This is a genomic window from Pseudomonas sp. SJZ080 (assembly GCF_007828295.1).
In the GTDB taxonomy this organism is placed as follows: domain Bacteria; phylum Pseudomonadota; class Gammaproteobacteria; order Pseudomonadales; family Pseudomonadaceae; genus Aquipseudomonas; species Aquipseudomonas migulae_A.
In genome coordinates, this window is sequence record NZ_VIUK01000001.1 from 482,549 (window position 1) to 496,319 (window position 13,771).

The following is a 13,771-nucleotide window of genomic DNA, read 5'->3' on the forward strand; positions in this document are numbered from 1 at the left end:
ATCGACTGGTGGCTCTATGCTAGCACCTCTTTTCGTTTGGATGAGTGTCGTACGTCAATAATCTGCAAAGCGACGTCATTCAGTTTCTGACTGGCGGGTCTGAAAATGCCGGAAGGTTATTTGGAAAGGCCCGTGGGGTGGGTGTATCAGGGGCTTTTTGTGTTTTTGTGCGAAGCGTCTGTAGGCTCAGCGAGAGATATTTGTCAGGGGGTTCTGGTTTTTAGCTTGCTGGATTCGAGCCGGCTTTTCGGCGTGTAGGGTGTCAGGGAAACCCTTAGATGCCATCCGCGAATCATGACCCAGTGTTTCAAAGACCAACCCAGCGATCAGCAGCGCCTCAACCACAACAGCACACCTGTCGCTGAATGTGAATGCAAAGAGGAGCTGCTTTACGGCAGCAAGTCGCTCATTACCGACGTGCCGATTCTGACTTGCGCCTGCCTATGGCGACACTACCAGCGCGAGGCGGAAGAGATTGTCGCGCCCGATGGTGTACTGATTGCCGACCCGGTAGAGCGCAACCGCGTGATCAACGCAGCCTACGCTCGCCTGTGGCTGCACGATTCAAGGTTTCAGTGGGCCGGGCTGGCGGCATTTGCCTCCAAGCAGGTCGGCTGCGGATTACTGCATGCGGCGGACAGTATCGACCTCATTCGCAAGGAGTACGAGGCGCGGCAGCGTGTGCGCGATAGCCGCAGCGAGTTCGGGTTGCTGACGCCGGACAAGATGGCCGAGCAGGCGGATGAGTTGCGTGGCTATAAGGAAGCGGATGCGCGTAATCCTGTGCCCTCTGTGGATTTTCGTTCAACGGGTGAGGACTTGTCGCTGGTGCAGCAGCAGTTCCGACATGTGCACGACATGATGGCGCTGGGGAATACCACGCTGTTTCTGGATGTTTTTCCGTTGCATGAGTTTTATGCGAAACGTGGGTTCCGAGAGTTGAAAAAGTGTTTGGGAGCACGTGCGGGAATATTTGGGCATCCGAAGTTTCCGGTGCTGTGGCCAGTGGGGAAGGAAAAGCTCGAATTCGGGCTGGATTACCCCGAGACTTTGCTGGGTTTTGAGGCAATAGAGGACGGAGATATTGTCGCAAGTGTTAAGCATTTGGCGTGGCATGAGCAGAAGAATATCCTCCAGCCAACGATTTACCAGGACCGCCAACTGGTGTCTTTGCTGCGTGCCAATCACGCATCCTACGTCACGGGGTTTCCTTCAGGCGTTGCCCAGGCGATTGAGTTGACCCTTACCAGCCAGTGCCAGCGTATCGGGGACGGGCGCACCATCGATTTTGGCGGCAGCCCGTTGGCGGACTTGTCCGACATCAAGCAGCGAATGGCATTCGTGCTGCAGGCCGCCGCACGTTTTGACCAGATGCTCGGTGACCACAACCGTAATGCATTGGAGCAGTCGATCAACGAGATCGCAGCAAGCGGTAGTAGTCAATGACTCTTCGATCACATTGGTTCGGCTGGCGCTGCGGCGCCTATCTTCTTGTCCTGGCTGGCCTGACGTGGGCCGTCATACACCGCCTGACGCAACCTCTCTGGGATGAACCCGAAATCGTCGTGGAAATGGGGGGGACGTATGAAAACCTGCTCAGAAACTCTTCAGCTCCCTTTAGTCCGGAGATCCGTGACCGTATCTGGTTCGGCATTCCCATGACCGACGCACGATTGCGATTTGTTGATCCACAGTTCGGATTCACCACGCCGGAGGCGCGCTTTTTCACTGTCAATTTTGACGACTATGTCATTTCCGGTATCCGCATGTCCCCGCAGGTCGAACCGCTGCTAATCGATGATGCCCTCAACGTAGTTCTCGATCTGCAAGACCAATGGCGCGAAAAAGGCTGGGTGGCAAAGGGGCTACGAAACAATCCCACGATCGCGGATACCCCTGAGTGGCGCGAATGGCTTCGCAAAGGAATTCTTTCCGGACGGTCCTATTGGCTGGCGGGGGATAAGTATCAGGCCATGCTGATATTGGGACGTTTCGAGGATTACCGAAATCCTGCAGAAGAGCGCTACCTCATCACTCTCGCACTCGCCAAACCCTGGACGCCCTTCGACGAAATCGAAGACATGTCCGACGAACCCAGTCACTTCCCCGCCCCACAACCCAAATAAAAAAGGAGCCCCACCATGCCAACCCCCGCCTTCATGACCCTGCGCGGCGAACGCCAAGGCCTGATCAGCGAAGGTGCATTCACCGAGGCATCGGTGGGTAACACTTATCAAAAGGGACGCGAGGACCAGATCATGATCCAGGCCCTGAGCCACGGCATTTTCGTGCCGAAAGGGGCGGATGGAGGTCGTCGGATGCACAAGCCCCTGATCATCACCAAGACCATCGACAAAGCGACACCGCTGATCAACAACGCTTTATGTTCGGGAGAGTTACTCAAAGAGTGTCGCGTCGAGTGGTATCGCACCTCGGCTCAAGGAACTCAGGAGCATTTCTACACGATGGAGCTGGAAGACGCGGTCATCATCGGTGCAGAAGTGCTCATGCCCCATTGCCAGGATCCCGGCACTGCGCATCTCACTCAGTTGGAGAAGGTCCACTTCAGTTACCGGCGAATTAATTGGCGGCATGAAATCAGCCGAACCATGGGTTCCGATGAGTGGAACACCGAGGTGCAGGGATGAGGTTGGTCAATGACATTCATCTGTCCGAATGGGAGCATCAACATGCCTGGCCCACTGAGAAGGCGCGGGAGCTTGTTCACCAGGCCCTGCTGGATCGGCAACCCATTGATGGCCTGGACCAGTTGCGCGCCGGCCTGTCGATCGATCTCGACACCGAGGTGCTTGACCAGATCGAGCGGGGAGAATGGCGATTGGTCAGGCCTGAAGCCGACTACGCTGACTGGAAAATGCCCGATCGCACCTTTGATCCAAGAGTGATCGAGCTCATGCAAAACCCGCCCGTCCAGCCCTCAAGATCCCAAAGACTCTTTCGCCTCGTAGACAGCGTAACGGGTGAGCCGCTGGCTCAGCGTCACTACATCGCGACGGTGGATGGGGGCACCGCTCCACGCAGAACCGACGGCAGGGGCATTGCGCATCTATTTACATCAACTGAGGTGCGGCAAATTTCAATGACGCTGATGGGCGTTTAATCCGGGCAGGGCGACTGAGTTCATGCGTACACGGTGATCACAAATCCCGGAGGTAATTTATCCGGATAACCCGACGACGGGTGCCGGGCAAAGGCACGTTGTTGTATGGTTGTGGTCGAACCGATGAACTCAAGTGATTGAAAGGATATCGCCATGCTGGACTGGAAGAACCGCGCGGGCAGCGCGCCTGAACGTGCCGCTGAACCGAAATCGGCCACCCGCAGTTACATCGGTGGCCTGTTGTTCAGCCGGGCGCTGGCCACGTTGATCGGCCTCTACCTGATTGTGGCCATCGCGCTTGGCTGGTACTGGAGCCAGGAGCCGGCACTGTTCCCGGTTCAACAGAATGCTCAGGTGGCTGCCGAGAAAGAAGGCAAGCAGATGGTCATCGGCTACACCACGGTGGAAACCCTCAAGACCGTCGCCGACACCTTGCTGACCAAACCGGGCGGCTACATTTCCAACGACCGTTTTCCGCCGGGCCTGTGGATGGATAACACGCCAAGCTGGGAATACGGCGTGCTGGTCCAGGTCCGTGACCTGACGCGTGCCTTGCGTAAAGACTTTGCCCGCTCGCAATCGCAGTCGGCCGAAGATTCCGATCTGGCGAAAGCCGAGCCGCGTTTCAACTTCGACAATAAAAGCTGGGTGCTGCCGTCCAGTGAGTCCGAGTACCTGGAAGGCATCAATTCCCTGAGCCGCTATCAGGCACGCCTGTCCGACCCCTTGCAGAAAAATGCACTGTTTTATGCTCGCGCCGACAACCTGAACAACTGGCTGGGCGATGTGGGCACCCGCTTGGGGTCGCTGTCGCAACGTCTGTCGGCCAGCGTTGGCCGGGTCAAACTGAACACTGCGTTGAAAACCGAAGTAGTCGTTCCGGGTCAAGTGCCACAGGTGGACGAAGAAGTTGTCGAAACCCCGTGGATGCAGATCGACAACGTGTTCTACGAAGCTCGCGGTCAGGCCTGGGCGCTGTCCCACCTGCTGCGCGCCATCGAGGTCGACTTCGCCGATGTGCTGGCGAAGAAGAACGCGACGGTCAGCGTGCGTCAGATCATTCGTGAGCTGGAAGCCTCGCAAGAACCGGTCTGGAGCCCGATGATCCTTAACGGCAGCGGCTTCGGCGTGCTGGCCAACCACTCGCTGGTCATGGCCAACTACATCTCCCGCGCCAACGCAGCGGTGATCGATCTCCGTCAACTGCTCAATCAGGGCTGAGTCATGGTCGATAGCGCCAAAGAGGCCGCCCATCGCGCGGCCTCGGATGCCGAACAGATCGCCTGGGTCGACGAGCAGGACAACCTGCTCGGCGCTCTGGTCCGTTCCGACCTGCGTGAACGCGGGCTGATCGGCCGCGGCACGTACATCATGCTGTTCAATTCCGCCGGTGAACTCTGTGTGCATCGGCGCACCTTGAGCAAGGCGATTTATCCCGGTTATTGGGACGTGGCGGCAGGCGGGATGGTGCTGGCCACCGAAACCTACGCCGAATCGGCCGCCCGTGAACTGGAAGAGGAACTGGGCGTGAGCGGCGTAGAACTGACCGCCCATGACCATTTTTTCTTCGAAGACACCGGTAATCGCCTCTGGTGTTCGGCGTTTTCCGCGGTGTGGGACGGCCCGTTGATCCTGCAACCGGAGGAAGTGCTCGAAGCGCGCTTTATTCCCATCGAACAGGTCATGCTGGAAATCCAGCAAAAGCCTTACTGCCCGGACTCTTTGGCCGCCTTGAAGCGCTATCTGCGGGCCCGTGGGGAAGACGTCGCAAAAGAGGCATAAATTGGCGCCGATTGGCTCTTAGCAATCGGCGTTTTTGCCGTTACACTGCGCGACCTTTTCAAACTGAACCGGCATGGCCTGTTGTAGGAGCTGCCGCAGGCTGCGATCTTTTGATTTTGCTTTTGAGTCGACATCAAAAGATCGCAGCCTCGTTGCACTCGACAGCTCCTACACGTGATTATTCAGGTTCAGTAGCGCTGCCCCTGCCTGAGTGGGGCTTCGCGGTCGATGGCACTTGCCCAAGTGCCGCGACCAGTCTTTGTCCTCCCAAGAGGATTGCCGGTGGCCAAAAAAGCCGCATCCTTCGCCGCCCTTGGTGGCCTGGTATTTTCCACCGACGCAGGTCGTCATTGCCCGGATTGCAGTAAACCGGTGGACGCCTGCATCTGCAAACAGACCGTTATCCCGGCCGGCGACGGCATCGCTCGCGTGCGTCGCGAAAGCAAGGGGCGTGGCGGCAAGACGGTGACCACCATCACCGGCGTGCCGCTGGCCGAAGACGCGCTCAAGGACCTGGCCACCACGTTGAAGAAACGCTGTGGCACCGGTGGAGCGTTGAAAGACGGAGTCATTGAAATCCAGGGCGATCATGTCGAGCTGCTGTTGGGCGAGCTGATCAAACTCGGTTTCAAGGCGAAGAAGTCCGGCGGCTAGCAGCCTCTGTGAAAACCACCCCCGGCTTGATCCGGGCCTGATTCAACCCGGGTCCGGCGTCGCCTACATGGTTTTCACAGAGCCTGTTCTGACCGGTTTCTAAACTCACTGCGGTCAACGAGGTCTATCCCCTCGTTGACGAACCGTCATTTTCATCCTTTAGACTGCGCCGGCCTGAACTCAGGCGACGCTCTATGACTTCTTTATAGGGGACTTCAATGTCCGTACGACGCACACGCAAAGACGATGGCAGCCAATGGACAGTTGCGGACAGCCGCAGTGTTTACGGGATTCGCCATTGGGGGGCCGGGTATTTCGCGATCAATGACGCCGGTCGCGTCGAGGTTCGTCCAAACGGTCCGGCCAGTTCGCCTATCGACCTGTTCGAACAAGTCGACCAGCTGCGCAAGAGCGGCCTGTCCTTGCCGTTGCTGGTACGTTTCCCGGACATTCTGCAAGACCGCGTGCGTCAGCTGACCGGCGCGTTCGACGCCAACATCGAGCGCCTGGAATACCAGAGCAAATACACCGCGCTTTACCCTATCAAGGTCAACCAGCAAGAAGCGGTGATCGAAAACATCATCGCCACCCAGAACGTGTCCATCGGCCTGGAAGCCGGCTCCAAGCCTGAGCTGCTGGCCGTGCTGGCACTGGCGCCGAAGGGCGGCACCATCGTGTGCAACGGATACAAGGACCGCGAGTTCATCCGTCTGGCGCTGATGGGCCAGAAACTTGGCCACAACGTGTTCATCGTGATCGAGAAAGAATCCGAAGTCGGCCTTGTGATCGAAGAAGCCGCTTCCCTGAAGGTCAAGCCTCAGGTCGGTCTGCGCGTACGTCTGTCGTCCCTGGCCTCGAGCAAATGGGCGGACACCGGCGGTGAGAAATCCAAGTTCGGCCTGTCTGCGGCGCAACTGCTGTCGGTGGTCGAGCGTTTCCGCGCGGCCGGTCTGGACCAGGGCATTCGCCTGCTGCACTTCCACATGGGTTCGCAGATCGCCAACCTGGCGGACTACCAGCATGGCTTCAAGGAAGCGATTCGTTACTACGGCGAGCTGCGCAACCTCGGCCTGCCGGTTGATCACATCGACGTCGGTGGCGGTCTGGGCGTCGACTACGACGGCACGCACTCGCGCAACGCCAGCTCGATCAACTACGACATGGACGATTACGCCGGTGTCGTGGTCGGGATGCTCAAGGAATTCTGCGACGCGCAGAGTTTGCCGCACCCGAACATCTTCTCCGAAAGCGGCCGTTCCCTGACCGCTCACCACGCCATGCTGGTGGTGCAGGTCACCGACGTCGAGAAACACAACGACGACGTGCCGCAGATCGAAAACAAGGAAACGCTGCCGGAAACCGTGCAGTGGCTGGTTGACCTGCTCGGCCCGACCGACATCGAAATGGTCACCGAAACCTACTGGCGCGCCACGCACTACATGAGCGACGTGGCCACCCAGTACGCCGATGGCAAGCTGACCCTGGCTGAAAAAGCCCTGGCCGAGCAATGCTACTTCGCGGTCTGCCGTCGCCTGCACAACTCGTTGAAAGCGCGTCAGCGTTCCCACCGTCAGGTACTCGACGAACTCAACGACAAGCTGGCCGACAAGTACATCTGCAACTTCTCGGTGTTCCAGAGCCTGCCGGACACCTGGGCCATTGGCCAGGTCCTGCCGATCCTGCCGCTGCACCGTCTCGACGAAGAACCGCTGCGTCGCGCCGTATTGCAGGATCTGACCTGCGACTCCGACGGCAAGATCAAGCAATACGTCGACGAGCAGAGCATCGAAACCAGCCTGCCGGTGCACGCACTGAACGAAGGTGAAGACTACTTGCTGGGCATCTTCCTGGTTGGCGCCTATCAGGAAATTCTGGGCGACATGCACAACCTGTTCGGTGACACCGACTCGGTGAACATCTACCAGAATGCCGACGGCAGCGTGTACCACGCGGGTATCGAAACCCACGACACCATCGAAGACATGCTGCGCTACGTGCATTTGTCGCCGGAAGAGCTGATGACTCACTACCGCGACAAGTGCGCCAGTGCGCGCATCACCGCCGCCGAACGTACCCAGTTCCTCGACGCATTGCGCCTGGGCCTGACCCGTTCGTCTTACCTGTCTTCTTGAGGTAAGTCGCCGCGCTCATCAGGTTGTCTGAAAATGTTCCGCTCATTGCGGAAATTTCAGATGACCTGGTGCGACGGTTCTCTTTTTTTCCGCGAAATTGCCCACACTCCCGGCTATCCAAGCCATATGGTCTTCTTTTCGCGTAGGCCATTTCCTAAGTTGTACTTCGGCACTCTACTCAGCCATGGCTCTCGGCGAGAATCCCCGGCCGCCCCTCCTGTAGAGAATCGCCGATGTTCGATCCAGTCAACGAGCCTTCATTTCGTCTGGACGTAGCCGGTCTGCCCGACCCTTTCGAAGTCCTGGCCTTTACCGGTAGAGAAGCGATCAGCGAGCCCTTTGTGTTCGACGTGGACCTGCTGATCGATGACCCGACGCTCGACCTTGCGAGCTTGCTGTACCGCCCGGCCGTTTTACATTTCGGGCCCGAGGGCAGCACATTGCATGGACTGTTGCATGAACTCGTCCAGCGTGACCATGGCTCGACGGTCAGGCTTTGCCATGTGCGTCTGGGGCCCAGGCTGGCTTGCCTTTCCCAGCGTTTCAGTCGGCGCATTTTCAGCAATGTCTCGGTGCCGGAGATTCTCGGCCAGATGCTCAAGGAACACGGCATCACGGGCAAGGATCGACGCTTTGAACTGAGTGGCGATTACCCGCCCCGTGATTTCTGCACGCAGTATCGAGAGTCGGATTTGCAGTTTCTCCAGCGCCTGTGCGCCCAGGAATGCCTGCATTACCACTTCGAGCACCATGCGCGCGGGCACTGTGTGGTGTTTGGTGATGGTCGCGGCCGTTTCCAGCTCGGCGCGTGTGCGCAGTATCAGGTCGATGGCGAGCCACCGGCGGTGCGGCAGTTTCAGCTTCAGGCGGGTCAGCGTACTGCGCCAGGTGCCGAAGGTCGGACCGACTTGCCGACGTTGCGCAGTGGTCAGTTGATGCCGTTGTCCGGTCATCCGGTCGCCGACTGGAATCAGCTATGGCTGCTGACCCATGTCGAACATCAGGGCAGTCAGGATCCACTGGCCCCCTACAGCAATCAGATCCGTGCGATTCATGGGGAGGCCTTCTTCGTCCCGCCCACTTGCCTGGTGAAACCGCGGATGCACAGCCTGCAACGAGCCTGGGTGGTCGATGTCGATGAACCTCGGCCGGACCCCTCCCGACCGGTGGCTGTGCAGTTTGACTGGCTCTATCAGGGCGAAGGCGCGACCCCCAGCCATTGTTGGCTACCGTTGGCCGCTGAGCTGGAAGATCCGAGCGTCTGGCCATTGAGCGAGGGTACAGAGGTGGTGGTGAGCTTCATTGAGGGCGATCCGGATCAGCCGTTGATCTGCGGATTTTTGCCTACGCTGTCGACAGTCGAAGATACCGAGGTGGCCGGCCCGACAGAAAACAGCTCGCCCGAGGAAGGGTTGCTGGAACTCCTGCGCTCGGGCGAGCCTTTGGTGCTGTTGTGTCTGTTGCCCGGCGGCGGCAGTTTCAGCCACTGCGTGCAGGCGTTGTGTACCTGTCGGGCGGCGACGGGGTTTGGCCAGAGCGGTGCGGCATGATCGGCGCGACCCCGCAATGGCTGTTGCTGGATGCACCGAGTGCGCCTCAGTCGAGGGGATTGCTGCAACAGGCATTCGCGCAGGCCCGATGGTTCTGGTTATTCGAGGGCACGGAATTGCATGCGTTGCGCAAGGACGGACCGATCCTGATCGACCTTCGGAGCTGCCCGGTACTGGCGGAATCGTGCTACAGCCAAACACAGGTCTGGCGTGGTTTGCTGGTGGTCAGCGAAGCGTCGTCGTCACAGCTGCTGGAACATTTGCGGCGCATGCTCACCGTCACCATCGGGCTGCATCACCGGGCCTTGTTGAGTTATTACAATCCCAACACGGCCAGTTACTTTTTCGATGCCTGCGATGCCCTGGAACTGAGTCGCTGGCTGGGCCCGATCAGTCAGTTGCATTGGTTCGGCGGGACCTGGGCAGACCGCGCAATCGGCAGCCAGGGCTGGCAGCAGTTGCTCAATCCAGAGCTCGCCGTCAGCCCGTTGGCGGTCGAGGAAAGCCTCAGTGCTCGTCAGCGGGAAAAGCTGCAGACCTGCCTGCTGGAGCAGCATGCCTGGCACTGGAGCCAATCCACCGGAACCGATTACCACCGCTTGTGGGCTCATGTGCAGGAAGGGCTGATGCTGGGCTTCAGCGAACGGCCGGTACTCGATGGCTGGTTATGGCTGCGCTTGCAGAACCCCCGGGCTTTGCTGGTACAGCCGTTGTCGGGGCTCACGCAGCAGGAGCGTCTCGATAGCCTGCGCAAACGCTGGCAGAACGATCAGCCTCAGTGAGCCCTGCCCGCGAACCAGCCATCGTTGCTGCGCAGCGCCCAGGCGATTGCGCCGAGGGTCGCACTGCGCAGCACCATGAACAGCAGGAAGGTTATCCACAGTCCGTGGTTGCCCAGACTTTGCAACGCCCAGCCAAACGGCAGTAGCAGAATCACGGTCAACAGCATGCCGTTGCGCATTTCACGGGCGCGGGTCGCGCCGATGAACAGCCCGTCGAGCAAGTAGCTCCAGACCGCGATCAAGGGCAGGGCGGCGAGGTAGGGCAGGTAGATGAACGCCGTGTCGCGCACGCTCTGAATGTCGGTCTGCATCTCGATGAACAAGTGTCCGGCGAACAGGAACAGCACGGCAAACCCCAGGCTCGCCAGCAACGACCAGCCACAGGCAACGACCAGTGAGCGGCGCAGGGCATCACGGTCGCGAGCGCCAATCGCATGCCCGCACAAGGCTTCCACCGCGTGGGCCAGGCCATCGAGCGCATGGGCGGTCAGCAGCAATCCGTTGAGCAGCAAGGCGTTGGCAGCGACGGTGGCGTCGCCCAGACGTGCGCCTTGTACGGTGATCAGGAAAAACACCGATTGCAGCAACAGACTGCGGATGAAGATGTCGCGGTTGACCGCCAGCAACGGTCGCCAACTCTGCCACAGCGCCAGTGCGGCCCAGGTGATGTGGCCGGGGTAGGCGCGCAAGGCTTTGCGGGTCATCAGCAGACCGATCAGCGCGCCGGTCCATTCGGCGATCACCGAGGCCCGGGCTGCGCCGACCACGCCCCATTCCAGACCGAGGACAAACCACAGGTTCAGCGCAATGTTGACCAGGTTGGTGCTCAGTAAAATCGCCAGCGGCGCACGGGCGTTTTGAGTGCCGAGGAACCAGCCGACCAGCGCATAACTGGCCAGTGCGGCCGGCAGGCCGAACAGTCGCGTGTGAAAGAATTCGCGGGTCAGTTGATCCAGCTCTGCCGAGGGTTGCATGAAGTGCAACGCGACTCCGCTCAACGGGATGCCCAGCGCGCCCAATGCAATGGCCAACGCCATGGCCAGCAACAGACCCTGCAACAGAATCTGCCGCAACGCCGCGCCATCCCCGCGTCCGGCGGCCTGGGCGGCAAAACCGGTGGAGCCCATGCGCAGAAAGCCCATGGCCCAGGCGAGAAAGGTATACAGGCTGGCCCCGACCGCGACGGCGCCCAGTTGATGGGCGTGAGGCAAGTGGCCGATGACCGCGCTGTCGACCAGCGCCACCAGCGGCACGGAAATGTTCGAGAGGATCATGGGCGCGGCGAGCGCCCAGACTCGGCGATGGGTCGGTCGGTCGCGCCAGTCGGCAATCAGGTTGGACATGCAGGCTCCTTGGAGAGCCGGCATTGTAGCGACACATTTGGACTCTGCGCCGATCCATTGTGGGAGCGGGCTTGCTCGCGAATCGTCGCACCGCCGCTCCCACATTTTATTGGGGGGGCTCTAGTGAATAATCCAGCTCAACAACCACAACCCCAGCAGCAACCAGATGATCCCCATGAAGATCGACGCATTCATGAACGCCCGGATCGCCGACCACAACAGCATCAGCCCCAGGATCAACGCGATGATGCTGATGATCGACGTGTCCATGCCCAGCGCGCGGGACAACCCTTCGACAAAATTGCTGCCGGCATGGCTCAACAGGTTGAACAGGCCGCTGAGGGCGTCAACGATAAAGCGGATGACTGAACCGATTGCCTGGCCGAGCCATTCGAAAAAACTTTCTACCTGCATGTCGTTAACGTCCTGATGTAAGTTGGTTGAGCCTTGGGCCAGCAATCGCAGCGCCGAGTTCCCCGATACGGGGATCGTTTGAGTATGACGCAAGATGCTGTCCCGCTGATGAACCTTGTAGGAGCCGAGCTTGCTCGCGAAAACGGTGGTACATCCAATATAAATGTTGCCATTTTCACCGCCATCGCGAGCAAGCTCGATTCCAACAGGGGTTAACGCCCCTTGCCATCCCCGGCCATCCCCCCGAAGCTATACGCCTTCAGGAGAGCCCGATGAACCTTGTTGAACTGACCGAACGCCTGCACGCCATCCGTGACCGCAATGACTGGCGGCAATTTCACAGCCCGAAAAACCTGGTCATGGCCGCGAGCGTGGAAATGTCCGAGCTGGTGGAAATCTTCCAGTGGCTGAGCGAAGACCAGTCCCGCCAGTTGCCGGCGGACAAACTGGCCCATGCCGGGCAGGAAGTCGGCGACATCGTGCTCTATCTACTGCTGCTGTGCAGCGAGTTAGGGCTGGACATGAATGAAGTGGTGCGCAGCAAACTCGCGGACAGTGAACGGAGGTTCAGCTGATGAGCGACCGTCATTTCGATCAACTGGCGACCCGTTTCGCCGAAAAGATCTACGGCGGCGCCAAAGGCGCGATCCGTCTGGCGGTGCTGCAGGCCGACCTGGCCGAAACCCTGCCGGACCGCCCGCTGCGTGTGCTCGACATCGGTGCCGGCCTGGGCCATATGTCGTTGTGGCTGGCCCAGCGCGGTCATGACGTAACGCTGGCCGAGCCCGCCGAGCCGATGCTCGAGGGCGCCCGCCAGCGTTTTGCCGATGCCGGCCAGACGGCCACTTTCATTCAGGCACCGTGGCAGGATTTGCTCGGCCAGCTCACCGAACCCTACGATCTGGTGCTGTGCCACGCGGTGCTGGAATGGCTGGCGGAACCCCATGCGATCCTGCCGGTGCTGCATCAATTGACCAAGCCGGACGGCTGGTTGTCCCTGGCCTTCTACAACCGCGATGCGCTGATCTACCGCAACCTGCTCAAGGGCCACTTCCGCAAAATGCGCAAGAACGACATGGCCGGTGAAAAGCAGAGCCTGACCCCGCAGCAGCCGCTTGATCCGCGTGAATTGGCGGCGCAACTTGAAGGCCTGTGGCAGGTCGAAACCCAGAGCGGGGTGCGGGTTTTCCATGACTACATGCCGTTGGAATTCCAGGCCCGCGCCGAACTGGTGGACTTGCTGGAAATGGAGCTGGCCCACCGGCGTCACCCAAGCTTTGCCGGGCTTGGGCGCTACTTGCACTGGATCTGTCGGCCGATCTGATCGGAGCGTGAAATGAAAAGTCGTTCAGGGTTACTGGTGATCTGTCTGGGGTTGGCGGCCTGCCAGGGCACCAATCCGTACGTGGCAAGTTCCAAACCCTTGCCGCCGGCGCCGCCCGAGGCGGCCACCACCTTCGATCGCAGCGCCTACCCGGCTGCGCCGCGTGACTACGGTCGCTACCGCAGTTGGGCCTGGCTCGACGGGCACATGCCTGCGGGGTCGGCCTGGGCGGATTCGGCGCAAGTCGCCGAGGCCGTGAGCAATGCCCTCGATCAGCGAGGTTTGCGGCCGCTGCATGACAATCGCCCGGCGGACCTGTTCGTCAGCGCCAACCTGCATCTGGAAACCCGCTTGCGTCAGGTTCAGGACGATTATGGTTATTACGGCGGCGGTTATGGCGGGTACAACCGTTACGGCAGTGGTTATGGCGTGTACAACACCGTGCCGATCGTTCGGACGTATTCGGAACAGGTGGTCGTGGTGCGGGTGGACATGTTCGATGCTCAAACCGGCCAACCGGTCTGGAGTTCGAGCGCCGAAACCAGCAACAAAGGCAGCCAGAGTGCACGCGCCGATGCGATTCGGGAGGCTGTGGAAAAGGCCATGTCGGCGTATCCTCCCAGTTAGCTTCTGCAATAAGGAAGCGTTCCGCAGGTTCATGTCTTCACT

At 59.7% G+C, this 13,771-nt stretch carries 15 protein-coding genes; 13 read left to right on the forward strand and 2 right to left on the reverse strand.

From position 1 onward, the window contains the following. The first annotated feature begins 294 nt into the window (after positions 1 to 294). The 10 genes from FBY04_RS02205 (at position 295) to FBY04_RS02250 (ending at position 10,021) form a co-directional block, all read left to right on the forward strand. Positions 295 to 1,446, forward strand: a complete 1,152-nt coding sequence (locus tag FBY04_RS02205; protein WP_145314373.1) for a DUF2515 family protein — start codon at positions 295 to 297, stop codon at positions 1,444 to 1,446. Further along, the gene (locus FBY04_RS02210; protein WP_145314374.1) at positions 1,443 to 2,126 is read left to right on the forward strand and encodes a hypothetical protein; all 684 of its coding nucleotides are present in this window, start codon (positions 1,443 to 1,445) and stop codon (positions 2,124 to 2,126) included. Before FBY04_RS02205 ends, FBY04_RS02210 begins: the two co-directional genes overlap by 4 nt. Before the next feature lie 15 nt (positions 2,127 to 2,141). After that, positions 2,142 to 2,648 carry an Hcp family type VI secretion system effector gene (locus FBY04_RS02215; protein ID WP_145314375.1) on the forward strand — a complete coding sequence of 169 codons (507 nt, stop codon included), beginning with the start codon at positions 2,142 to 2,144 and terminating at the stop codon, positions 2,646 to 2,648. Beyond that, entirely contained in the window at positions 2,645 to 3,121 is a 477-nt protein-coding gene (locus FBY04_RS02220) for a hypothetical protein (protein ID WP_145314376.1), read from the forward strand. Before FBY04_RS02215 ends, FBY04_RS02220 begins: the two co-directional genes overlap by 4 nt. A gap of 153 nt (positions 3,122 to 3,274) precedes the next feature. Next, positions 3,275 to 4,342, forward strand: a complete 1,068-nt coding sequence (locus FBY04_RS02225) for a DUF2333 family protein (RefSeq protein WP_084319184.1) — start codon at positions 3,275 to 3,277, stop codon at positions 4,340 to 4,342. Positions 4,343 to 4,345: 3 nt separating this feature from the next. Continuing rightward, complete coding sequence (locus FBY04_RS02230; RefSeq protein ID WP_084319180.1) at positions 4,346 to 4,903, forward strand: NUDIX hydrolase; 558 nt, start codon at positions 4,346 to 4,348, stop codon at positions 4,901 to 4,903. Positions 4,904 to 5,185: 282 nt separating this feature from the next. Next, on the forward strand, positions 5,186 to 5,557 hold the full coding sequence (locus FBY04_RS02235) for a translation initiation factor Sui1 (protein ID WP_145314377.1): 372 nt from the start codon (positions 5,186 to 5,188) through the stop codon (positions 5,555 to 5,557). Positions 5,558 to 5,775: 218 nt separating this feature from the next. After that, the gene (gene speA / locus FBY04_RS02240; RefSeq protein WP_084319177.1) at positions 5,776 to 7,689 is read left to right on the forward strand and encodes an arginine decarboxylase; all 1,914 of its coding nucleotides are present in this window, start codon (positions 5,776 to 5,778) and stop codon (positions 7,687 to 7,689) included. 233 nt (positions 7,690 to 7,922) lie between these two features. After that, the gene (locus FBY04_RS02245; RefSeq protein WP_145314378.1) at positions 7,923 to 9,239 is read left to right on the forward strand and encodes a type VI secretion system Vgr family protein; all 1,317 of its coding nucleotides are present in this window, start codon (positions 7,923 to 7,925) and stop codon (positions 9,237 to 9,239) included. After that, complete coding sequence (locus tag FBY04_RS02250; protein WP_145314379.1) at positions 9,236 to 10,021, forward strand: DUF4123 domain-containing protein; 786 nt, start codon at positions 9,236 to 9,238, stop codon at positions 10,019 to 10,021. Before FBY04_RS02245 ends, FBY04_RS02250 begins: the two co-directional genes overlap by 4 nt. Here FBY04_RS02250 and FBY04_RS02255 read toward each other — a convergent pair. Continuing rightward, a complete protein-coding gene (locus FBY04_RS02255) occupies positions 10,015 to 11,364 on the reverse strand; it encodes an MATE family efflux transporter (RefSeq protein ID WP_145314380.1) in 1,350 nt (449 codons plus the stop codon). The genes FBY04_RS02250 and FBY04_RS02255 overlap by 7 nt on opposite strands. A gap of 120 nt (positions 11,365 to 11,484) precedes the next feature. After that, positions 11,485 to 11,778, reverse strand: coding sequence for a hypothetical protein (locus FBY04_RS02260; RefSeq protein ID WP_084319164.1), 294 nt, complete (start codon positions 11,776 to 11,778; stop codon positions 11,485 to 11,487). 272 nt (positions 11,779 to 12,050) lie between these two features. Between FBY04_RS02260 and FBY04_RS02265 the strand changes: the two genes are divergently transcribed. Genes FBY04_RS02265 through FBY04_RS02275 form a run of 3 tightly spaced genes read left to right on the forward strand, consistent with a single transcriptional unit; the run spans position 12,051 to position 13,729 of the window. Further along, positions 12,051 to 12,353, forward strand: coding sequence for a MazG-like family protein (locus FBY04_RS02265; RefSeq protein WP_145314381.1), 303 nt, complete (start codon positions 12,051 to 12,053; stop codon positions 12,351 to 12,353). After that, positions 12,353 to 13,102 (forward strand): methyltransferase domain-containing protein, encoded by a 750-nt coding sequence (locus tag FBY04_RS02270; RefSeq protein ID WP_145314382.1) that lies wholly within the window; start codon positions 12,353 to 12,355, stop codon positions 13,100 to 13,102. Before FBY04_RS02265 ends, FBY04_RS02270 begins: the two co-directional genes overlap by 1 nt. Positions 13,103 to 13,114: 12 nt before the next feature. Continuing rightward, complete coding sequence (locus tag FBY04_RS02275) at positions 13,115 to 13,729, forward strand: DUF4136 domain-containing protein (protein WP_084319160.1); 615 nt, start codon at positions 13,115 to 13,117, stop codon at positions 13,727 to 13,729. Positions 13,730 to 13,771: the final 42 nt, after the last annotated feature.

Excerpts from the sequence above, each read along its gene's own strand:
- FBY04_RS02205 (WP_145314373.1), top strand. The coding sequence starts at position 295 with ATGACCCAGTGTTTCAAAGACCAACCCAGCGATCAGCAGCGCCTCAAC.
- FBY04_RS02210 (WP_145314374.1), top strand. The coding sequence starts at position 1,443 with ATGACTCTTCGATCACATTGGTTCGGCTGGCGCTGCGGCGCCTATCTT.
- FBY04_RS02215 (WP_145314375.1), top strand. The coding sequence starts at position 2,142 with ATGCCAACCCCCGCCTTCATGACCCTGCGCGGCGAACGCCAAGGCCTG.
- FBY04_RS02220 (WP_145314376.1), top strand. The coding sequence starts at position 2,645 with ATGAGGTTGGTCAATGACATTCATCTGTCCGAATGGGAGCATCAACAT.
- FBY04_RS02225 (WP_084319184.1), top strand. The coding sequence starts at position 3,275 with ATGCTGGACTGGAAGAACCGCGCGGGCAGCGCGCCTGAACGTGCCGCT.
- FBY04_RS02230 (WP_084319180.1), top strand. The coding sequence starts at position 4,346 with ATGGTCGATAGCGCCAAAGAGGCCGCCCATCGCGCGGCCTCGGATGCC.
- speA (WP_084319177.1), top strand. The coding sequence starts at position 5,776 with ATGTCCGTACGACGCACACGCAAAGACGATGGCAGCCAATGGACAGTT.
- FBY04_RS02245 (WP_145314378.1), top strand. The coding sequence starts at position 7,923 with ATGTTCGATCCAGTCAACGAGCCTTCATTTCGTCTGGACGTAGCCGGT.
- FBY04_RS02250 (WP_145314379.1), top strand. The coding sequence starts at position 9,236 with ATGATCGGCGCGACCCCGCAATGGCTGTTGCTGGATGCACCGAGTGCG.
- FBY04_RS02255 (WP_145314380.1), bottom strand. The coding sequence starts at position 11,364 with ATGTCCAACCTGATTGCCGACTGGCGCGACCGACCGACCCATCGCCGA.
- FBY04_RS02260 (WP_084319164.1), bottom strand. The coding sequence starts at position 11,778 with ATGCAGGTAGAAAGTTTTTTCGAATGGCTCGGCCAGGCAATCGGTTCA.
- FBY04_RS02265 (WP_145314381.1), top strand. The coding sequence starts at position 12,051 with ATGAACCTTGTTGAACTGACCGAACGCCTGCACGCCATCCGTGACCGC.
- FBY04_RS02270 (WP_145314382.1), top strand. The coding sequence starts at position 12,353 with ATGAGCGACCGTCATTTCGATCAACTGGCGACCCGTTTCGCCGAAAAG.
- FBY04_RS02275 (WP_084319160.1), top strand. The coding sequence starts at position 13,115 with ATGAAAAGTCGTTCAGGGTTACTGGTGATCTGTCTGGGGTTGGCGGCC.